Below are 19,795 nucleotides of genomic sequence, written 5' to 3' on the forward strand. Positions count from 1 at the left end.
CCCTGAAAACAAACGGGTAGCTTCGTTTCCGAGGCCGCCCGTCATCAAAATTCATCAAAGCTTCAAACTGCAATCACCTGCCTGTCATGTGGCACCCCTATCGCCTCAGTCCTGTCTTCAACAGGCATTGAGGGGTCTCCACCATGAAGCATATTCTTTTCGCACCTTTCGCCGTTCTTGCGCTCGCAACCGCATCCCATGCAGAGCAGGAGTTTTCGGCAAAGCTGGTCTCGCACGCCATTCTGCCCGCCAACACCATCATCGCAGCACCTGCCGATGCGCCGGAATACCTCAAGACATCCGCCAAGTTCACGACGGCCGACCGCAAGCGCGCCGAGGGTCTCGGCACCGTGCCCGGCAAGGATGGCGTTCGCCCGACCGGCCTCTCCATGCCGTTCAACGGCCAGGCCATGCAGGGCTTTTCCGGCATCAAGGCCATGGAGGACGGCAGCTTCTGGAGCCTTTCCGATAATGGTTTCGGCTCGAAGCTCAACTCCAGCGACGCCATGCTGATGCTCCACCACATCAAATTCGACTGGGATGCCGGCAAGGTCAACGCGCTGGAGACGGTGTTCCTTTCCGACCCGGACAAGAAAGCTCCCTTCCCCATCGTCATGGAAGGTTCGACCAAACGTTACCTGACGGGCGCCGACTTCGACGTCGAATCCATTCAGCCCGTTGCCGACGGCTTCTGGGTGGGCGAAGAGTTCGGTCCCTACATCCTGAAATTCACCCGCGACGGCAAGCTGACCGACGTCATCGCCACCAAGGCCGGCGATATCGAGGTGAAGTCCCCGGATCATCCGACCCTGGCACTGCCCGGCAACCCCACGCAGAAAATGCCCGCTTTCAACCTGAAACGATCAGGTGGTTATGAAGGCATGGCGCTCTCCAAGGACGGCTCGAAGCTTTACGGCCTTCTCGAAGGCCCGCTCTACACCGCCGAAGGTCAGGTCGAAAAGACCGAAGACGGCTCAACCGCCCTTCGCATCATCGAGCTCGATACCGCCAAGAAGGAATGGACAGGCCGCACCTGGCTCTACCCGCTGGCGCAAGGTGGCGAAGCCATCGGCGATTTCAACATGCTGGACGAGAGCACCGCGCTGGTCATCGAGCGTGACAATGGCGCCGGCACCGCCGACAAGGCCTGCGCTGACCCGAAGAAGCCGGATGTAAACTGCTTTGCCGTACCTTCCAAGGTCAAGCGCATCTACAAGATCGAATTCAACGACGCCAATGCCGGCAAGGCAGCGCGCAAGATCGGCTATATCGATCTGCTGAAGATCTCCGATCCTGATAACAGGAAGCGTCAGGGCGGCGGCAACGGTTTCTACGACATGCCGTTCGTGACCATCGAGAATGTCGACCGTGTCGACGCCACCCATATCATCGTCGGCAACGACAACAACCTGCCCTTCTCGGCCGGTCGTGCGCTGGACAAGGCTGACGACAACGAGTTCGTCCTGCTGGAAGTCAAGGACCTTCTCGACGCGAAGTAAGGAAAAGGGTGCCGGAATTCGTTCCGGCACCGTCAGCGCATCGGCGCAATCTCAACTGAACGGAGCGTTCCTGCGGCCTGCAAAAGGAAGCGAGGCGCTCCGTTACTGTACCGACCCAACCTGACCCGGAACCCGGTTCCGAAACAGGAAAGACCCGTCATGCAGGACAATGCCGAACGACTGTATTACGCCCTGAGGAAAAGCTGGTCGCTGGAAACCAGCAGCCTGTGGTCGAGAGAAAACCCAGCCAGGGGGCAAGGCGGCGTTACAGCTCTTGTGGTGCAGGATATTTTCGGTGGCGACCTCGCCAAAACCGTCGTTAGCGGCGCCGACCATTTCTACAATATCGTCAACGGCATCCGCTGGGATTTCACCTTCACCCAGTTCGATATTCCGGTCGGTTACGAGGACAGGCCCGCCACCCGCACGGAGGCGATGGCAAGGGCCACGCCCCTGCAATATGCCTATCTCAGCGCCTGTATCAGGAAGGCGCTGGGGCACGGTTGAATAATAACGGCTTGTAGCGAGGCGACCGGTTTGTCTCGGCGACAAACCGATTTCGGTCTGTCGTGTTTTTCGTTTGCGGTTTCAAATCCACAACTTCAGCTTCTCCTCTCAAAGCAGACACAATCCATGGCATAGTACCGCAGGTAAACGAGGTGTGCCGAGAGGAGAGTTGTGCGATGAGTGAGAGCTGCCCGGTCCTGACGCCCGCCGAACGGCAGGTTCAGGATATATTGCAACGGACAGAATCGGCGATGGTGTCCACTATTTTCGCAGCGCTTGAGCGGGCAAGCAAACAGGCTGCTGACGAACTCCAGTCAATCGGGTCTGAAATACAGCCACCGCCTCATGACTATTTTGCCGCTGTCGCACACCAGCAGCTTTTCCTGCTGCTATGCGGAGCCGACCTGGAAACATTCGAGGGCGGAGATCCCGAAGTCGCGCGTCACATCATTCAGAATGCCCAAAACATATCCGATCATTACTGGAAGTAAAAAAGCTGCGACCGCGGATGGTTCCGGCGGCTGACGGCGCTGTGTGAAGCCTGATTTCGTTCCAAGCAAAGCGCGTACACGATCTGCATTTCAAAAGGATATCTGGCCTAATCGGCTTGCCTTCGCAATTTCATGTCATATGCCCTTCATAGTCCCCGGTTACGCAGGCCGAAATCCGGAGACAGGCATGCACTCAACCGCACAACTCAATCGCCCCAAGCTCGCAGAGACAGTTATCCATTCGACGGCAAGCATAAGGGACTCGAACATAGGTAGCTGCTGCGAAATTTTGGCCGATACCTCTCTGCACAACGTCGAACTCGGGAATTACTCCTACCTCGGACCCCGTTGTATTGTCGGTGATGCGACAATCGGGAAATTCTGCGCTATTGCCGCGGACGTCAGGATTGGCGCACCGAACCATCCAATGGACCGACCGTCCATGCACCGTTTCAGCTACTGCCCGGAATATTACGCTACAGAGGCGGTGCGCGACCACGCTTTTTTCGATCGCCGCAAGGAGGATCGCGCCGTCATCGGTCACGATGTCTGGATCGGTCACGGGGTCATCGTGTTGCCGGGCGTGAAGGTTGGAGACGGCGCCGTGCTCGCAGCAGGCGCGGTCGTCACCAAGGACGTGCCGCCCTACACCATCGTCGGCGGTGTTCCCGCGAAGATCATTCGCGAGCGGTTTTCGCAAACCGTGGCGGGGAAGCTTGCCAAAATCGCCTGGTGGGACTGGCCCTTCGAGACGATCATGGCGCGGCTAGCCGACTTTCAATCAAGCGATATCGACGCCTTTTGTCAGCGCTGGTCCTAGTATAGCTCCACAACTGTCTGCGGTGCCAAATGGCCGGCGTCTGCCCGTTACTCGAACACAAACGCCAACCGCTTGCCCGTCAGTTTCGCCAGTTGCTGCAGGCGTCCGTCCAGACGCTCGCCGGCAAAATCGCAATAGGCGTGTGGTACGACGAATTCCAGATCCAGATCCGGATTGGTGGATTTGCGGAATTTCAGGTGATCGACGACACCGGGCATGGAGGCTGAGAAGAGGTAAACGACGCGCAGCAGGCCGCCGAGCAACTTGCCGAGTTCCAGCAGGCGGTCACCCGCCATGGCGGCGAGCGGCTGTGTGGTGCCGTTGTCGTTCAACCCTTCGAAGCGGTAATAATTGGCAAGCGCAATATAAGCGCGGCCCGGATGGGTGATCGCCACGAAGGAGGAGTGGGCGATGATGTTGAGCGCCTGCAGACCGCGATAGTCCGGATGTGCACGCCAGCTGATATCGGCGAGAAGGCAGGCCGCCTGCCGGTAACGGCTTTCCTCTTCCGTCTCCTCGATGCCGAAGACCGGAAAGGTGCGGCCGCTCCAGTCGGCCAGTTCGCGCGCATGTTCGGGCGAACGGGCACGCAGAATGGCAAGCTCGTCGGCCGTGACCAGCAGCGGGTCGGTATCCCGCTCCGCTTCCGTCAGCAGCGAATAAAGATAACCTTCGCGCACGCCCTGCGCCGAGAAGGCGATCGTTGCCGGCTTCATCGCCTTTAGAACTTCACGCATGGCGATGGCGCCGAACGGCAGAAGCGAACGGCGGTTCTTGGAGACCGCCTGCCAGGCCGGGTCCTTGCTGTCCCTGGAGACGATGACTTCTTCCAGAAAATTCAGCATTTCCGCCAGCGGCAATTCATATCCCTGCATCATGTGCAGCGGATAACCCGTGATCTCCATGTGCAGCTTGGCGATGTTTCGCCACGTGCCGCCCACGGCATAAAAGGTACGCCCCTCGCCGGCCGCTAGCAGCTTTGCGAAGGATTTGACGTGCTTGCGGGCAATGGTCGTCGCCTTCTCCAGCGAACCATCCGATTGCTCCGACAACCGAAGGCCGCCGAGCGGCAGGGTGATGCCCTCGCCGCAGTTCTTGCCCTTGATGTCGATGAGTTCCAGCGAACCGCCGCCCAGGTCGCCTGCAATGCCATCCGGGTCGTGGAAACCGCTGATCACGCCATAGGCGGAATAAAGCGCTTCCTTTTCGCCGGATAGGACCTCGATCTCGCAACCCAGTATGGCTTCGGCTTCACGGATGAAATCCGGGCCGTTTTCCGCTTCACGCGCTGCCGCTGTCGCCAGTACGTAGAGTTGCTGCGCCTGCGCCTGTTCGGAAAGCGCATGGAAGCGACGCAGTGCCATCAAAGCCCGGCTAACGCCTTCCTCATGCATCCGGCCCGTGAGGGCCAGTCCCTTGCCGAGACCGCAAAGGACCTTTTCGTTGAACAGCACGGCGGGCGCGCGGGAAAGACCTTCATATACGACGAGACGAACGGAGTTCGAACCAATATCTATGACGGAAACGGGGGCAAGGCCGGTCAGCCGCCCCTGTGCTTCTGATCGAGTCATTCAGCCTGTTTCTTGCGGGAAGAAATCAACCCGGCAATCAATTTGGGCGCACTTGATTTCAGGGCTTCACCACGTCCGGAAAGGCTGGGATTGGTCATGAAATAGTGCTGCGCGTTGAACGGTTCTTCGCCTTTACGCACCTCGATGCGCCTCGACGTTCCGTCCGCAAGTATCTCGTAGCTCTGCTGGTTGTCAATGAGATTGCCCAGCATAATCTGCGAAAGAACCTGCTCGTGCACGGTAGGGTTGGTGAGCGGCACCAGCGTTTCAACGCGGCGATCAAGGTTGCGCGGCATCATGTCGGCGGAGCCGATATAGACCAGCGCCTTGTCGGACGGCAGGCCGAAACCATTGCCGAAGCAGAAGATTCGGCTGTGCTCGAGGAAGCGGCCGACAATCGACTTGACGCGGATATTGTCCGACAGACCCGCAACCTGTGGGCGCAGGCAGCAGATGCCGCGCACGACGAGATCGATCTCCACGCCAGCCGCACTGGCGCGGTAAAGCGTATCGATAATCTCGGGATCGACCAGCGAGTTCATCTTCATCCAGATCGCCGCCGGCGCACCGCGCTTGGCGTGCTCGATCTCTTCGTTGATGTGCTTCACGATGCGCGCACGCAGCGTATAGGGCGAAATGGCGAGCTTCATGCCCTCTTCCGGTTCGCCGTAACCCGTGATGAAGTTGAAGATATTCGCCATGTCGTGGGCGATCTTCGGGTTGCAGGTGAAGAAGGACAGGTCGGTATAGATCTTGGCCGTGATCGGGTGGTAGTTGCCGGTGCCGAGGTGGCAATAGGTTCTGAGCTTGCCGTCCTCGCGGCGCACCACCATAGACATCTTGGCATGCGTCTTGAGTTCGATGAAGCCGAACACCACCTGCACGCCGGCCCGCTCCAGATCGCGCGCCCAGCGGATGTTCGCCTCTTCGTCGAAACGCGCCTTCAATTCGACCAGCGCGGTCACGGATTTGCCGGCTTCCGCCGCGTCGATCAGCGCGCGAACGATCGGGCTGTCGTTGGAGGTGCGGTAAAGCGTCTGCTTGATGGCGAGCACTTCGGGGTCGCGCGCAGCCTGCAACAGGAACTGCACAACCACGTCGAAGCTTTCATAGGGGTGGTGAACCACCATGTCTTTTTCGCGGATGGCGGCAAGGCAATCGCCGGCATGTTCACGCACGCGCTCGGGGAAACGGGCGTTGTAAGGCTCGAACTTCAGGTCGTCGCGCGGTGCGCGCACGATTTCCGAGATGGTGTTGAGCGCGAGCAAGCCGGGCAGAACGGCAACGCGATTATCAGGCACGCCAAGCTCGTGCACCACGAACTGGCGGAGCGACTGCGGCATTTCGCTGTCGGTCTCGATGCGGATAACCGAACCGCGGCGGCGGCGCTTCAGCGCGCTTTCGAAGAAGCGGACCAGATCTTCCGCCTCTTCCTCCACCTCGATATCGCTGTCACGGATGATGCGGAACGTGCCGAATCCCCGGACGGTATAGCCCGGATAAAGACGGTGAATGAACAGGCCGACTACATCTTCAAGCGTTATGTAGCGGATAGCGTTTTTCTCATCCGGTAAACGAACGAAGCGGTCGAGCGCCGTCGGGAGACGCAACAGCGCTGTCATCGGCTCGCGGCCGTTGACGCTGTCGAGCTGCAGGCCCATCGAAAAACCAAGGTTCGGAATGAAGGGGAACGGGTGCGCAGGGTCGATGGACAGCGGCGTCAGCACCGGGAAAATACGTTCCTCGAACTCAGTGCCCAGCCAGGTACGATCCGCTTCGGAAAGTGCGGCAGGCCGCACGATGAAGATTTCTTCCTTGGCGAGATATTGCTGCAGAACCGCAAGCGAAGCCTGCTGCTCCATTTGAAGATTGTCGATTTCCTTCAGAATATCTTCCAGCTGCTCGGCCGGTGTCTTGCCGTCAGGTGTCTTGACCGTAATCTTCTGGCGCACCTGGCCTTCGAGGCCGGCGACGCGGACCATGAAGAATTCATCGAGGTTGGCGGCGGAGATGGACAGAAAACGCAGCCGCTCCAACAGCGGATGATCCGTGTTCAGCGTTTCTTCCAGAACACGGCGATTGAACTGGAGCCAGGAGAATTCGCGGTTGATGAAGCGCGCGGGGCTGTCCCAGAGGTTCTCGCCCTCGGTCATCGGCTGAACCTTGTTGAAGTCGTCCTGCACAATAGCGTCCATGTCCTGTACCATCCCCTGACTTTCCGTCCCGTGATCCTGCTGCATCCCGCGATCGTCCCTCTTGCCCGTATAACAGTTTGACGACGGAACTGTGACAGTCAATCGACCTCCAGCCCGCTACCCCTTGTCCCTTCGCCCATCGCGTTAAGGACTTCCGCCGCCAAGGGACGGGTTATCCTTGTTCCACGCGAGAGCGCCAGCCTGTCGATACGGTCCACAATCGTCTGCGCCGTATCGAGTGAACGCTCCATTCTGTTGACGATGTAGCCTATGAGTTTGTCATCCATATAAAGCTGCCGGTCGGCGAAGAGTTTCACCAGAACCTGTGCCAGAAGACCCTCGTCGGGCTCGCCTGTCTCCACCACAGTCACGGCTTTCAGGCGTGAGCGCAGGTCCGGCAAGGTCACCGGCCATGCGGCCGGCCATTGCCGGCTGGTCATCAAAAGCGTGGTGCCGTGCTGGCGCACGCTGTTGATGACATGGAAAAGTTCGGTGTCGTCAAAACCGCGGCGATCGGCATCCTCGAACAGAACCGCTCCGGTTTCGGCAAGACGCGCAGCGCCAACACCGGCTTGCGGGTGGATATCCTGCGCGCTGCTGATATTTTTCCAGATATTGGCGAGATGCGATTTTCCCGAACCCGGAGGCCCGGCCAGCACCACTACGGGCGAAGGCCAGTTCGGCCATTCATCCACAAGGCTGACGGCAGCCTTGAGCGAGTCGGACACGAGAAGATCGTCCCTTCCGGAAGCGGACTGGTGCGAGAATGCGAGCGGCAGCTGCTCGGCCTTCGACCGGGCGTTGTCGTTTTTGATTTGGTCAGTCATCGTTAGCCCTGAGAGTCAACCTTGCCGGAGGACGTTTCCTGTTCTTCCCAGGGAAGGTTGGCGGCGTGCCCATGGTAAAGATCGCTTTCAAGATATCGCGACAATGCAAAGCGGACAAGCACGCCAACGGCTGCCGCCGCCGGTACGGCGACCAGAAGGCCGACGAAACCGAAAAGCGCACCGAAGGCGAACAATGCGAACATCAGCCACACCGGATGCAGGCCGACGCTGCTGCCGACGAGCTTCGGCTGCAGGATGTTGCCTTCGATGAACTGGCCGGAAAAGAACACGGCAAGTGTCAGAAATACATAGATATAATCAGGCCAGAACTGCACGATGGCGACGCCGACGGCAAGGATGAGGCCGACCATCGAACCAATATATGGAATGAAGCTGATAAGGCCGGAGAAAAGGCCGATCAGCAGGCCGAAATTCAGGCCCACCAACGACAGGCCGACAGCGTAATAAACACCAAGGATGAGGCAGAGCGACCCCTGCCCGCGCACGAAGCCGGCAATCGTCCTGTCCATGTCGCGGGCGATCTGGCGGACCGTATGCACGTAGTCGCGCGGTATCCAGCTATCGACCTTGTCGATCATCCGGTCCCAGTCGAGCAGCAGGTAGAAGGCGACGACGGGTGTGACGACCAGCAGCGACATGACATCGACCAGCGATTTACCGGAATTCCAGATCTGCGTCAGCAGGGTGCCGATGAAGCCTGCGCCTTCGGTCAGCAGCTTGGAAAAATTCTCCTTCACTGCATTGATCTGGTTGCTCACCCAGTCAGGCAGCAGATTGGCGTCCGCACCGGCGATCAACTGCTGCAGGGACGAGACATATTGCGGGATGCGCGTGATGAATTCGGATGCCTGGGCGGCAATCAGCGGAATGATGATGATGAGCGACAGCGCGAAAATCAGCACGAAGGAGACGAGGATAACGACGGTGGCCATCAACCGGCTCAGGCCTCGGCGCTCCAGCCAGTCGGCAACCGGATCGAGAAAATAGGCAAGTGCCATGCCCGCCACGAAAGGCAGGAGGATAGAGCTGAAGACCATCAGGAAAAAGATAAAGACGGCAAGCACGCCTATCCAGAAAAAAACCTGCCGGCGCAGGCTCGTACCGCTCACATGGGGTTGCATCCGTTCATCCTCTTGTCGCCGTGCCGTCATTGCCCATGATGGAGATAGGATGCGCATATGCACATGGTCAAGGCCGGTGGCCCGGTAGCGATAGACACGGCGGTTGCCAGGTCTGTGCAACGACGACGGGTTTTCAAGTCTGCGCTGCGCATATCGCTGTCGAGAGGCCCGAGGCACACAAAACGTCAAACCGTCGCAAAGCCGTTAAAAACCGGAGCTTTTGCCACTCAAACCCTTGCATCAGGCCCCGTCCCGTGCGAATGGCGACGCCAAAGGAACCAGCGGAGACGAGAGCGATGAGCCAGTCGGGCAAGAACGGTCTTACCTATAGTGACGCAGGTGTGGATATCGACGCCGGCAACCTGATGGTCGAAAAGATCAAACCGGCGGTGCGCTCGACGCGGCGTCCCGGCGCGGATGGCGAAATCGGCGGCTTCGGCGGCCTGTTCGATCTGAAGGCCGCAGGCTTTACCGATCCGGTTCTGGTGGCCGCCAATGACGGCGTCGGCACCAAGTTGAAGATCGCCATCGACGCGAATTTCCATGACACCGTCGGCATCGATCTCGTTGCCATGTGCGTCAACGATCTCGTCGTGCAGGGCGCAGAACCGCTGTTCTTCCTCGACTATTTCGCGACCGGCAAGCTCGACCCGGATCAGGGCGCTGCCATCGTTTCCGGCATTGCAGCCGGCTGCCGCGAATCCGGCTGTGCGCTGATCGGTGGTGAAACCGCTGAAATGCCCGGCATGTATTCCGATGGCGACTACGATCTCGCGGGCTTTGCCGTGGGTGCTGCCGAACGTGGCCAGCTTCTGCCCGCCGGCGATATTTCCGAAGGCGACGTCATTCTCGGACTTTCGTCCTCCGGCGTTCATTCCAACGGTTTTTCGCTGGTGCGCAAGATCGTTTCGATCTCCGGTCTTGACTGGGACGCCCCGGCACCCTTCGCAGATGGCAAGAAGCTTGGCGAAGCACTGCTGACGCCGACGCGCATCTATGTAAAGCCGCTTTTGAAGGCAATCCGCGAGACCGGCGCGCTGAAGGCGCTAGCGCATATTACCGGCGGCGGCTTCCCGGAAAATATTCCGCGCGTTCTGCCCAAGCATCTCGCCGCCGAGATCGATCTCGACGCGATCGAGGTTCCGGCTGTGTTCTCGTGGCTTGCAAAAACCGGTGGCGTTGAAGCCAAAGAAATGCTGCGCACGTTCAACTGCGGTGTCGGCATGATCGTGGTCGTTTCGGCTGAAAATGCCGCCAAGGTCACCGATGCTCTGACGGCGGAAGGCGAGACCGTGTTCCCGCTCGGCCGCATGGTCGCCCGCGAAGAGGGTGCGCACGGCACGATCTACAAGGGCGCCCTCAGCCTATGATGAGCGCCGCCTTTCGATCTGGCCGCGCACGTGTCGTCGTTTTCATTTCCGGCAGCGGCTCCAACATGGTGTCGCTTGCCAAGGCCTGTCAGGAGACGGATTTTCCGGCCGAGATCGCCTGTGTAATTTCGGACAAGGCGTCGGCAGGCGGGCTGGAAAAGGCACAGGCGTTCGGTATTCCCACGCTCGTTTTCGAGCGCAAGACCTATGCCAGCAAAGCCGAGCATGAGGGCGCCATTCTGGCCGCACTTGGCGAGATTGCGCCTGATATCATCTGTCTTGCCGGTTACATGCGGCTGATCTCCGGGGATTTCATCGCCCCCTATGAAGGCCGCATTATCAATATCCACCCTTCCCTGCTGCCGCTTTTCCCCGGCCTGCACACCCACCAGCGCGCCATCGACAGCGGCATGAAGATTTCCGGCTGCACCGTACATTTTGTAACCGAAGGCATGGACGAAGGCCCGACGATCGCGCAGGGCGCGGTGCCGGTTCTTTCCGACGACACGGCCGAGACGCTGGCAGCGCGGATACTCACCGTCGAACACCAGCTTTATCCACTTGCCCTGAAGCAGCTTGCGGAAGGCAAGGTGCGGATGGAAGGTGGAAAAGCCATTTCCAGCGGCGACGCAAGTAAATCCGAGTATCCCAGCCTGATTTCTGTTTACTGATAAATATTTCACTAAAGTACAAAGATACTTAAAGTGGTATTTCCTATAAAATAAACCGAACGTTTACCATAATCACCTCTAATGCCCGCAACGGCCCCGCATTTTGGAGCCCTCCGGTCATTAAGGAGCGATTATGCTATTTTCGAGGTTTTCCCTGCCGCTTTCGGCCGTTTTACTGGTGGGCACGAGCCTGCCGCTCGCCGCCGAGCAAAGCGGCATCACCGCTTCGCTCGATGCCGGCGTTCTAAACATCAAGGCCACCGAGACCTTTTACAACGGAAGCCACAAAAACAGTCAACTTGACTGGAAAACAACAAATGCCATGGCGTTACGCGGATCGCTTGGACTTGAGCTGTCACCCGAGTGGCGCATAAAAACGGAAGGTCGAATCGGCTTTGCTGGCGATGGCTACATGACCGACTACGATTGGCTGCCTCCTTATTACAGGGATACATCGAAAACTGGATGGAGCGACCGCTCACAGCACGGCGACACTCGCCTCGACCACTACCTGACCGGAAGCATCGAACTCAACAGAACACTGCTGGAAGACCCGCTGCATCACCTCAGTGCCGGTATCGGCTTTCGCTATACCGACGTGCAGTGGTCCGCCTATGGCGGTGACTACATCTACAGTTGGAGAGGATTTCGCAATAATGTCGGTGAGTTCAACAATAGCGAAAAAGCCATCACCTACCGGCAGCAAATCCCCGTATTTTACGGCAATGTGACCGGTGGGCGCAAATTCGGGAACTGGTCGCTGAATGCCGGCCTCGAAGGCGGCGCAATGATCTATGCGAAAGCCACGGACGATCACTGGATGCGTTCGATCCGCTTCACCGACAAATTCCATGTTGGCGGCATGTTCGGAGCAAAAGCTGGCATCGCCTATGCCCTGACTGAGAATGCCTCCCTCTACTTGGATGGCGCATACGAATATACGAGCTTCGGTCGCGGTGACAAAACCCTCACACCGACTGGCGGAACTACCGGCCTGTTTTATAAAGATACGGCGGGCGGCGATATGCAGTCGCTTTTCGTTGGGGCCGGCGTAAAGGGCAGATTCTGAGTTGACGGTTTCCGGTTGAGGCGGGAGAAGATGTTATTATCGCACGCAGAACGAAGCTGTGGCATGCCTCGTAAAAGCGAGCGATCCTCAATCTCGTCGACAGCTCATCTCTGCGATGCGGACAAAACGGTCGCAACGAAAAAAGACAACTCCGGATGAGGTCAAGGCGTGGAAAGAAGAAGGCCGCAAGTAATGGCCTTTGTCGTTGACGGCTCGGTAGTCGCGGCTTAGTTCCTGCCTGACGAGGACGGCACAATCGCCGATCACGTCTCTATCATCCGCCTGGCACAAAACATGCGCTTCCCGCCTATGATGCTGCCTACCTCTCGCTTGCGATTTCGCACAATGTGCCTTTAGCAACACATGACAGGAAGCTTGCGGCTGCGGCAAAGCTGGAAAACGTTGCGCTCGCTTAAGGTTTGCGTAGAGCCGCGCGGTTCAACATCGCCCACTGCAACAGAATAATCGTCTTGGAATCGGTGATTTCGCCGGACGCGATCATCGCGAAGGCTTCGTCGAGGCCGTAGGTCAGAACCTCCAGATCCTCGCCTTCGGTTTCCAGACCGCCACCGCTACCGGCCTGCACGTCGAGATCGATGCGGGCGACGAAGAGGCTGACTTTTTCGGTGAGCGTTCCCGGGCTGGCATACATGTCGAACAGGTATTCCACCTTTTCCACCGCGTAGCCAGATTCTTCCATCGCCTCACGGCGAATGGCGTCGGCGGCGTTGTCGTCATCGAGGAGCCCCGCTGGCACTTCGATCATGAAGCTTGGATCGCCGTTCACGAAGACAGCAGGGCGGAACTGGCGCACCATCACCACGCTGTCGCGTTTGGCATCGTATAGAAGGATGGCGGCGGCGCTGCCGTGATCGTGGACTTCCCTGATGATGCGGATTGTCTTGCCATCCGGCATGCGCTGGTCGAAAATGAGCTTCTGCATATGCACGAAGCCCTTCCACACCGTTTCCTTTTCCACCAGCCGGACCCTGCCGGAATCAGTGTCGGCCGGAACGTTTTTCGCTTGCGTCTGTGTCACCGGATATTCCCTTGCCTGTCGCGGAAGTGTTCAGCTTGGCCCTGTTGCGGTGCAATATCAAGCCTTTCAGGCTTCCTCGTCGCGGTGGAGCCACACCTTGTTGTCGTGGAAAGCCGCGCCGCCATAGGGGGCGACGGCATCGGCGCCCGTCAGAACATTGATACCCTCGCCGTCCAGATGCGCCTTGTTGGGCCACAACCCTTCGGCAACCAGAACGCCGGGCCTCGCACCCTCCACGATTTTCGCATGGAGGCGCACTTCGCCGCGGCCATTGCCGATACGCACGATGTCGCCATCGGCTATACCGTTGCGGGTGGCGTCCTCGGAACAGATCATCACTTCCGGACGGCCTTCCTTCTGCACGGAGGTTTTCGTTTCCGCGAAGGTGGAGTTGAGGAAGTTGCGCGCTGGCGATGTCGCCAGTCGGAAAGGATGCTCTCCGTCGGCGGTTTCGATGACATCTACCTGATCCGGAAATTTCGGAAATTGCGCAACCGGCCCCATAACGCCGATATTTTTCGGCGGTTTGTTTGGAGACGGCCCTGTCGCCCATTCGGGGCTGAAACGGAATTTTCCGTCACCATAACCAAAACCCTCGAGATAATGCGCCACCTCGAAAGAGGGCTGCGCATCGATCCATTTTTCTTCCGCCAACGTATCGAAATCGCCCCAGCCGCTGACTTTCAGCATATGATCGACATGGTCCCGGGCTGAAAGACCGAAGCCCGGCATATGGTCAATACCAAGACGTTTCGCCAGTTCTTCAATGACGAAGAGATTGGTGCGCACGGTTTCCGGCGGCTCCACCAGCTTGGGGCCAAGCAGAATGTGGTTCTGGCCACCGGCGCGGTAGATGTCGTCATGTTCAAGGAACATGGTGGCCGGCAGCACGATATCGGCCAACTCGGCCGTCTCCGTCATGAATTGCTCATGCACGGCAACAAAAAGATCGTCGCGCAGGAAACCCTGTTTCACCAGCCGTTGCTCGGGTGCGACATTGACGGGGTTGGTGTTCTGGATGAGCAGCGCCGTCACCGGGCCACCATGTCGCAGCGCTTCCGCATCCCCCGTCAGCACGCGGCCGATCTGCGACTGGTCGAGCTGGCGCACGTTGGGGTCGGCATAGGCTGTGCCCATCAGTTCCGCCTTGTTGAGCCGGAAGATATCGCCGTTATTGTGGAAGGCGCCGCCGCCTTCATATTGCCAGGAGCCAAGAACGGTGGCGATCGAAAGGGCGGCATGCATGGCGACCGCGCCGTTGCGCTGGCGGGCGAAACCATAACCGAGCCGGAAGAACGTCTTTTTCGTCGTGCCCACGAGCCTTGCGAAATCCTCGATTTCCTCCACGGAAAGACCGGTGATTTCGGACGCCCATTGCGGCGTCTTCGATTTCAGATGCTCTTCAAGTCCCGCCGGATCGTCAGCGAAGCGCGCCATGTAATCGCGGTCGGCATAACCATCGCGGAAGGCAATGTGCATGATGGCGCAGGCGAGCGCCGCATCGGTGCCGGGACGCAGGACGATGCGCATATCGGCCTGTTTCATGGTCGGATTGTCATAGATATCGACGACGACGATCTTCGCACCACGTTCCTTGCGGGCTTTTACCGCATGGGTCATGACGTTGACCTGCGTGGCGACAGCATTCGTACCCCAGATGACAACGACATCGGCCTTGCCGATTTCGCGCGGATCGGGCCCGCGCAGCGCGCCTGTACCCATCACATAACCCGTCCAGGCCATGTTGGTGCAGATCGATCCGAAAAAGCCGGAATATTTCTTGGCGTGACGCAGGCGCTCGATGGAATCGCGCTGAACCTGTCCCATGGTTCCGGCATAGAAATAAGGCCAGACGGCCTCGGCGCCGTGCTTTGCCTCGGCTTTGACGAAGGCGTCAGCAACCTCGTCCAATGCCGCCGCCCAGGATATCTCCTGCCAGTCGCCGGCACCCTTCGCAGCCTTGCGGCGCTTCGGGGTCAAAAGACGGCCGGGATGATAGATACGCTCTGAGTAACGCGCCACCTTGGCGCAGATGACGCCGGCAGTGTATGTATTGGCATTGGCGCCGCGAACGCGGCCGATGCGGCCATCGGCATTGATGTCCACTTCCAGCGCGCAGGCGCTCGGACAGTCGTGCGGACAGACCGTGTGGCCGATGCGCGTGGCACTTTCGGCTTTCGGGGCGGCGTTTTTAGCGGAAATCGGGGTCGCAAGGTTCATGTCTTTTCTATATTGCATCAGCGACGCGGCAAAAAGGCCGAAGTGACGTCCATCAAGAATATTCATCATCCCCATCGGGAAGCGAGACACATCCCATGAACTATCGCCACATCTACCACGCCGGCAATTTCGCGGATGTTCTCAAACACGCCGTTCTCGCCCGTCTCGTCCGTTACCTGCAGAACAAGGACAAGGCGTTTCGGGTGCTGGATACTCATGCCGGCATCGGCCTCTACGACCTGTCATCGGAAGAGGCGCAGAAGACTGGCGAATGGCAGACCGGCATCGGCAAGCTGATGGACGCCGATCTGCCGGCCCCTGTCGCCGAATTGCTCGAACCCTATCTTTCCACCATGAGAGAGCTTAACCCCGAAGGCGGCATGCAGTTCTACCCCGGCTCGCCGAAGCTCGCGCGCATGCTGTTCCGCCCGCAGGATAGGCTTTCGGCCATGGAACTGCACCCGGACGACGCACGCGCGCTGGCGCGTCTGTTCGAGGGAGATTATCAGGTTCGGGTGACGGAGCTCGATGGCTGGCTGTCGCTTGGCGCGCATCTGCCGCCGAAGGAAAAACGCGGCCTCATCCTCGTCGATCCGCCTTTCGAGCTTGAAAATGAATATCAGCGGCTGGCGGATGGGTTGAACAAGGCATATCGGCGTTTCTCCACCGGCACCTATTGCCTGTGGTATCCGCTCAAAAAAGGCGCACCGATCAAGGATTTCCACGAGCGGCTGCAATCCTTCGATATTCCGAAGATGCTGTGCGCGGAACTTTCCGTGAAAAGCGACCGGCTGGAAGGCTTGAGCGGCTCAGGCCTCATCGTCGTCAACCCGCCCTACACGCTGAAGGACGAGCTGCACACGCTGCTGCCATTCCTGAAGACGGTGATGGCGCAGGACAGATACGCCTCGCACCGCGCCTTCTGGCTGCGCGGCGAGGAAAAGCCGGAAGAGGATTGAGGGCTTACCCTAACCCCTTCCGCGCCTGTGCAAGCTGCGATCGTTCGAAGAACAGGATCACGAACAGCGCCATGATGAACGGGATGATGAGGTAGAACAGCCGGAACACCAGCAGCGCCGCAATCACGTCAGCCGGGTTCATATCCGGCAGGCCGGTGACGAACACCAGCTCCAGCACGCCAAGCCCGCCCGGCGCGTGCGAGATGAGCGCCGCGGAAAAGGAAATCAGGAAAATCCCGAGAATGATCATGAAACCGGGATTTCCGGCTTCCGGCAGCGCGAAATAGATGATGCCTGCAGCTCCGATCAGTTCGATCGGACCGATGACAAGCTGTTGCGCCACCAGTTTCGGCACGGGATATGGCAGAAAAAACGAACCGATTTTCAGCGGCCGCAGCTTCAAAAGACTGCCGAGCACATAAAGTGCGACGATGGCGAGCAGCAGGACGCCGGTTGTCGTTGATGCTTCCACGGGCAGGATGCCGGTAAAGCGCTCGGTAATGTCCGGTTCATAGACCAGCACCAGACCGATGAGCATGATCGTTCCGATGATGAAGGTGAAGGAACAAAGGCCGACGAGAATGCCGACTTCGGCAGCGCTCAACCCTTTGGACGTATAGGCCCGGTATCGGACGACGGCACCGGAAAACACGGATGCCCCGACATTGTGGGAAAGCGCGTAGGTGGTGAAGGAGGTGAGCGTGATGAAGAACCAGTTTACCTTCCGGCCGAGATGCTGGAGAGCAATGCGGTCGTAACCGGCAAGGGCGGCATATGCGACAAGCGTCGACAGGCCGGAGCACACCCAGTCCCGCGCGCGAATGGCCGTGAGGCTTTCCCATAGATCATCGAGTGAAAGGCCGCGCAGCTCGTGATAGAGCAGCCAGGCCGAAAAACCGATCGTTGCCAGACCAATGATGGGCCAGATGTATTTCTTCAATGTCATGCGGTCATGCCCGCCTATTTCCCCCAGCTTCACCCCAACCCGATTTCCGCACTCCGCAGAAGATTCGTTCGACTCTATTCGTTATGCGGCGAAGCTTTCAACCTTTTTGCCCGTTTGCCTCGTTCACAAATTTATGTAAGACCGCTTTGTCGTCTGCGGGCGATACGAGGTCGTCCATTTTCCGGAGAACGTGCACGAAATGAAGCGTTATGCCGGTTTCATCGCCCTCGGTCTTCTGTCGCTTGCGGCCCTGTGGTTTTCGCGGGAAAATCCGGCCCCGACCGGTTCTGCAACCAACCGGCAGACCCAATCCCAAACGCAGCCCGCCGGCAATTCCAGGCCCGAAAAATCCCAGCCGGAAATTGCCCGACGAGACACGGGCAAAAACCCTGTGCCCGCCGGAACAGGCTTCGATTTTTATGTGCTTTCGCTCTCCTGGTCGCCGGCGTTCTGCGCCAGCTCCGAAGGTTCCGGCAATCGCCAGCAATGCGGCAGCAACAGGCGGTACGGTTTCGTCGTACACGGGCTTTGGCCGCAAAACGAAACCGGATACCCCGAATTCTGCACGAGCAGCGAGCCGGACCGTGTACCCGACGCAATCGGCCGCACGATGTTCGACATCATGCCCTCCATGGGCCTGATCGGCCACCAGTGGCGCAAGCACGGCTCCTGCTCCGGCCTTTCGCAGAAGGATTATTTTTCGGCAACACGAACCGCCTTCGAGGCGGTCAAGCTGCCGGAGACGATTGCCTCGGGCGCTAAAGGCGCCACCCTTTCCGCCGACGCCATCGAAACCGCCTTCACCGACGCCAACCCCGGCATGTCGAAACGCGGCGTCTCGATCAGCTGCGACGGAAAACGCCTTGAGGAAGTCCGTATCTGCCTCAACAAGGACATGACATTCCGCGATTGCCCTGAGCTTGACCGCAAGGGCTGCCGCGTCAGCGCTACCGAAATCGTCCCCATTCGCTAATACCCACACATCAACATATGTCAGGACCCGACTATGGAACTGCTTTATTCCGTCACTTCCCCCTACTCCGCCAAGGTGCGCATGGCCGCCCGCCATCTAGGCATCGACATTACCAACGTCGCCGTCGACACCAATGCCGAGCCCGCGACGCTGGTTGACAACAATCCGCTCGGCAAAATTCCGGTCCTGCTTCTGGACGATGGCGGCTCGGTCTATGACAGCGTCGCGATCATGCACTATCTAGACCGCCTTTCGGGCGGCAAGCTCTACCCGAAAAAGAACGGCAAGCGCACCGAAGCGGAAATTCTGGAAGCGCTCTGCGACGGCATCATGGATTGCCTGCTGGCCATCGTTTACGAGCGCCGTTCCCGCCCGGAGGACAGAGTTCACCAGCCATGGATCGACAAGCAGTGGAAAAAGGCGGTGAAGGGTCTGGATCATCTCAACGCCAACCTGCCGAAAACCGGCAAGAAGCTGCATGGCGGACATTTCGCCCTTGCGGCGTTGATCGGTTATCTCGATCTGCGTTTTGCAGGTGAATGGGCCGAAGGGCACGAGGCGCTGGCGCAATGGCCGGAAACATTCGGCAAGCGTTTCGAAGCCTATAAGGACATGAGGGCTGCCGCCTGACGCCAATGTGAGCGCCATGCCTGGCCTGATCGCCGGGCATGGATGCTGTAGCTGATGGCAAAAACGAAAAAGCCGGGGCGTAAACCCCGGCTTTTCTTTTACCGATCCTCGAAGGATCAGAACTTGACGCCGATACCGGCCTTGACGGAGTGGTCGTCGAAGCCGCGCGAGAACGCGCCGGAGTCCAGGCTGTAGTCCTTCTTCTGGTAGTCGCTGTAGCGATATTCCAGACGGGCAGTGATGTTGTCCGTAACCATGGCTTCAACGCCGGCGCCAACGGTGTAGCCGAGGGCGGTTGCGCTGTCCTTGGAGGTCGCGTCACGTACCTTGTTGTCGGAGGCTGCGAGACCAGCCGTACCGTACAGCAGGAACGGGTTCATGTCGTAACCGACGCGAGCACGCAGCGAGCCGTTGACGCCCTGCTTGCCTTCGACGGCGTTGCCACCAACCGTACCAGCGGAACCGCGCTCGCGGCCGAGGTTAACGTCTGCTTCGGCACCGTAAACGATCTGGCCGTTCTGCATGTTGTAACCGCCGTAGATGCCGCCGCCGGCACCCTTGGCGTCACGGCCGTCGTTGCTGGAGCTGAAACGGCCCCAATCGTAGTTGGCGGTACCACCGAGGTAAGCGCCGGTCCAGTTCTTGACCGGAGCGGGCTGGTCGTAGGCTACCGGTGCCTGCGGCACGTCGTTTACGGCGTCAGCGGCGTGAGCAGCCGAGAAACCGGCAGCTGCAATGGTCGAAGCCATAATGGTTGCTACGAAAATACGCATGTTATTCTCCTTTCAGGACCGCGCCGTACTCAAAACATTGTTTTTAGACGCGGTAAATTCGTCGGGTTAATCGCCCCTCTGAAAATTGAATTT

18 protein-coding genes are annotated in these 19,795 nt (G+C 58.8%); 10 read left to right on the forward strand and 8 right to left on the reverse strand.

What is annotated here, in order from left to right:
• Window positions 1–143 precede the first annotated feature (143 nt).
• The 4 genes from AC1DCP_RS08705 (at window position 144) to AC1DCP_RS08720 (ending at window position 3,317) form a co-directional block, all read left to right on the forward strand.
• Window positions 144–1,499 carry an esterase-like activity of phytase family protein gene (locus tag AC1DCP_RS08705; RefSeq protein ID WP_065688201.1) on the forward strand — a complete coding sequence of 452 codons (1,356 nt, stop codon included), beginning with the start codon at window positions 144–146 and terminating at the stop codon, window positions 1,497–1,499.
• A 159-nt stretch (window positions 1,500–1,658) separates the two neighbouring features.
• Window positions 1,659–2,006: a YunG family protein gene (locus AC1DCP_RS08710; protein ID WP_065688200.1), complete on the forward strand. Its 348-nt coding sequence runs from the start codon at window positions 1,659–1,661 to the stop codon at window positions 2,004–2,006.
• A 176-nt stretch (window positions 2,007–2,182) separates the two neighbouring features.
• Window positions 2,183–2,497, forward strand: a complete 315-nt coding sequence (locus AC1DCP_RS08715; RefSeq protein WP_003512466.1) for a hypothetical protein — start codon at window positions 2,183–2,185, stop codon at window positions 2,495–2,497.
• A 187-nt stretch (window positions 2,498–2,684) separates the two neighbouring features.
• Window positions 2,685–3,317 (forward strand): DapH/DapD/GlmU-related protein, encoded by a 633-nt coding sequence (locus AC1DCP_RS08720; protein ID WP_025593022.1) that lies wholly within the window; start codon window positions 2,685–2,687, stop codon window positions 3,315–3,317.
• Between the two features lie 47 nt (window positions 3,318–3,364).
• Here the strand turns inward: AC1DCP_RS08720 and ppx are convergent, their stop codons facing one another.
• The 4 genes from ppx to AC1DCP_RS08740 form a co-directional block, all read right to left on the reverse strand.
• A complete protein-coding gene (ppx, locus tag AC1DCP_RS08725; RefSeq protein WP_003512464.1) occupies window positions 3,365–4,888 on the reverse strand; it encodes an exopolyphosphatase in 1,524 nt (507 codons plus the stop codon).
• Entirely contained in the window at window positions 4,885–7,083 is a 2,199-nt protein-coding gene (locus AC1DCP_RS08730; protein ID WP_075807550.1) for an RNA degradosome polyphosphate kinase, read from the reverse strand. Before AC1DCP_RS08730 ends, ppx begins: the two co-directional genes overlap by 4 nt.
• A gap of 98 nt (window positions 7,084–7,181) precedes the next feature.
• A complete protein-coding gene (gene hdaA / locus AC1DCP_RS08735) occupies window positions 7,182–7,910 on the reverse strand; it encodes a DnaA regulatory inactivator HdaA (RefSeq protein WP_003512460.1) in 729 nt (242 codons plus the stop codon).
• Between the two features lie 2 nt (window positions 7,911–7,912).
• Entirely contained in the window at window positions 7,913–9,052 is a 1,140-nt protein-coding gene (locus AC1DCP_RS08740; protein WP_003512458.1) for an AI-2E family transporter, read from the reverse strand.
• Window positions 9,053–9,348: 296 nt separating this feature from the next.
• Between AC1DCP_RS08740 and purM the strand changes: the two genes are divergently transcribed.
• From purM to AC1DCP_RS08755, 3 genes are all read left to right on the forward strand, one after another.
• Complete coding sequence (purM, locus tag AC1DCP_RS08745) at window positions 9,349–10,422, forward strand: phosphoribosylformylglycinamidine cyclo-ligase (protein WP_065688198.1); 1,074 nt, start codon at window positions 9,349–9,351, stop codon at window positions 10,420–10,422.
• Complete coding sequence (gene purN / locus AC1DCP_RS08750) at window positions 10,419–11,093, forward strand: phosphoribosylglycinamide formyltransferase (RefSeq protein ID WP_065688197.1); 675 nt, start codon at window positions 10,419–10,421, stop codon at window positions 11,091–11,093. The genes purM and purN overlap by 4 nt, the downstream gene beginning before the upstream one ends.
• Before the next feature lie 133 nt (window positions 11,094–11,226).
• Window positions 11,227–12,162, forward strand: coding sequence for an omptin family outer membrane protease (locus AC1DCP_RS08755; RefSeq protein ID WP_065688196.1), 936 nt, complete (start codon window positions 11,227–11,229; stop codon window positions 12,160–12,162).
• Between the two features lie 412 nt (window positions 12,163–12,574).
• On the opposite strand, the gene AC1DCP_RS08760 is transcribed toward AC1DCP_RS08755, so the two are convergent.
• Together AC1DCP_RS08760 and AC1DCP_RS08765 are read right to left on the reverse strand one after the other, a co-directional pair.
• On the reverse strand, window positions 12,575–13,201 hold the full coding sequence (locus AC1DCP_RS08760; RefSeq protein ID WP_025593009.1) for an NUDIX domain-containing protein: 627 nt from the start codon (window positions 13,199–13,201) through the stop codon (window positions 12,575–12,577).
• 66 nt (window positions 13,202–13,267) lie between these two features.
• The gene (locus tag AC1DCP_RS08765) at window positions 13,268–15,487 is read right to left on the reverse strand and encodes a molybdopterin-containing oxidoreductase family protein (protein ID WP_065688302.1); all 2,220 of its coding nucleotides are present in this window, start codon (window positions 15,485–15,487) and stop codon (window positions 13,268–13,270) included.
• Between the two features lie 29 nt (window positions 15,488–15,516).
• Between AC1DCP_RS08765 and AC1DCP_RS08770 the strand changes: the two genes are divergently transcribed.
• Window positions 15,517–16,380, forward strand: a complete 864-nt coding sequence (locus tag AC1DCP_RS08770; RefSeq protein ID WP_065688195.1) for a 23S rRNA (adenine(2030)-N(6))-methyltransferase RlmJ — start codon at window positions 15,517–15,519, stop codon at window positions 16,378–16,380.
• 4 nt (window positions 16,381–16,384) lie between these two features.
• On the opposite strand, the gene AC1DCP_RS08775 is transcribed toward AC1DCP_RS08770, so the two are convergent.
• Entirely contained in the window at window positions 16,385–17,326 is a 942-nt protein-coding gene (locus tag AC1DCP_RS08775) for a lysylphosphatidylglycerol synthase domain-containing protein (RefSeq protein WP_065688194.1), read from the reverse strand.
• 199 nt (window positions 17,327–17,525) lie between these two features.
• On the opposite strand from AC1DCP_RS08775, the gene AC1DCP_RS08780 reads away from it, so the two are divergent.
• Entirely contained in the window at window positions 17,526–18,299 is a 774-nt protein-coding gene (locus AC1DCP_RS08780; RefSeq protein WP_065688193.1) for a ribonuclease T2 family protein, read from the forward strand.
• 33 nt (window positions 18,300–18,332) lie between these two features.
• Complete coding sequence (locus AC1DCP_RS08785; protein ID WP_003512441.1) at window positions 18,333–18,929, forward strand: glutathione S-transferase; 597 nt, start codon at window positions 18,333–18,335, stop codon at window positions 18,927–18,929.
• A 116-nt stretch (window positions 18,930–19,045) separates the two neighbouring features.
• On the opposite strand, the gene AC1DCP_RS08790 is transcribed toward AC1DCP_RS08785, so the two are convergent.
• Window positions 19,046–19,702 carry an outer membrane protein gene (locus tag AC1DCP_RS08790; protein WP_003512439.1) on the reverse strand — a complete coding sequence of 219 codons (657 nt, stop codon included), beginning with the start codon at window positions 19,700–19,702 and terminating at the stop codon, window positions 19,046–19,048.
• Window positions 19,703–19,795 lie beyond the last annotated feature (93 nt).

The sequence above is a fragment of the Agrobacterium sp. 10T429 genome, from assembly GCF_056393925.1.

Bases quoted from the DNA above. Each gene is read 5' to 3' on its own strand.
- purM (WP_065688198.1), top strand. From the start codon at position 9,349: ATGAGCCAGTCGGGCAAGAACGGTCTTACCTATAGTGACGCAGGTGTG.
- AC1DCP_RS08740 (WP_003512458.1), bottom strand. From the start codon at position 9,052: ATGCAACCCCATGTGAGCGGTACGAGCCTGCGCCGGCAGGTTTTTTTC.
- hdaA (WP_003512460.1), bottom strand. From the start codon at position 7,910: ATGACTGACCAAATCAAAAACGACAACGCCCGGTCGAAGGCCGAGCAG.
- AC1DCP_RS08780 (WP_065688193.1), top strand. From the start codon at position 17,526: ATGAAGCGTTATGCCGGTTTCATCGCCCTCGGTCTTCTGTCGCTTGCG.
- AC1DCP_RS08715 (WP_003512466.1), top strand. From the start codon at position 2,183: ATGAGTGAGAGCTGCCCGGTCCTGACGCCCGCCGAACGGCAGGTTCAG.
- AC1DCP_RS08710 (WP_065688200.1), top strand. From the start codon at position 1,659: ATGCAGGACAATGCCGAACGACTGTATTACGCCCTGAGGAAAAGCTGG.
- AC1DCP_RS08770 (WP_065688195.1), top strand. From the start codon at position 15,517: ATGAACTATCGCCACATCTACCACGCCGGCAATTTCGCGGATGTTCTC.
- AC1DCP_RS08730 (WP_075807550.1), bottom strand. From the start codon at position 7,083: ATGGACGCTATTGTGCAGGACGACTTCAACAAGGTTCAGCCGATGACC.
- AC1DCP_RS08755 (WP_065688196.1), top strand. From the start codon at position 11,227: ATGCTATTTTCGAGGTTTTCCCTGCCGCTTTCGGCCGTTTTACTGGTG.
- AC1DCP_RS08775 (WP_065688194.1), bottom strand. From the start codon at position 17,326: ATGACATTGAAGAAATACATCTGGCCCATCATTGGTCTGGCAACGATC.
- ppx (WP_003512464.1), bottom strand. From the start codon at position 4,888: ATGACTCGATCAGAAGCACAGGGGCGGCTGACCGGCCTTGCCCCCGTT.
- AC1DCP_RS08705 (WP_065688201.1), top strand. From the start codon at position 144: ATGAAGCATATTCTTTTCGCACCTTTCGCCGTTCTTGCGCTCGCAACC.
- AC1DCP_RS08765 (WP_065688302.1), bottom strand. From the start codon at position 15,487: ATGAATATTCTTGATGGACGTCACTTCGGCCTTTTTGCCGCGTCGCTG.
- AC1DCP_RS08785 (WP_003512441.1), top strand. From the start codon at position 18,333: ATGGAACTGCTTTATTCCGTCACTTCCCCCTACTCCGCCAAGGTGCGC.
- AC1DCP_RS08790 (WP_003512439.1), bottom strand. From the start codon at position 19,702: ATGCGTATTTTCGTAGCAACCATTATGGCTTCGACCATTGCAGCTGCC.
- purN (WP_065688197.1), top strand. From the start codon at position 10,419: ATGATGAGCGCCGCCTTTCGATCTGGCCGCGCACGTGTCGTCGTTTTC.
- AC1DCP_RS08720 (WP_025593022.1), top strand. From the start codon at position 2,685: ATGCACTCAACCGCACAACTCAATCGCCCCAAGCTCGCAGAGACAGTT.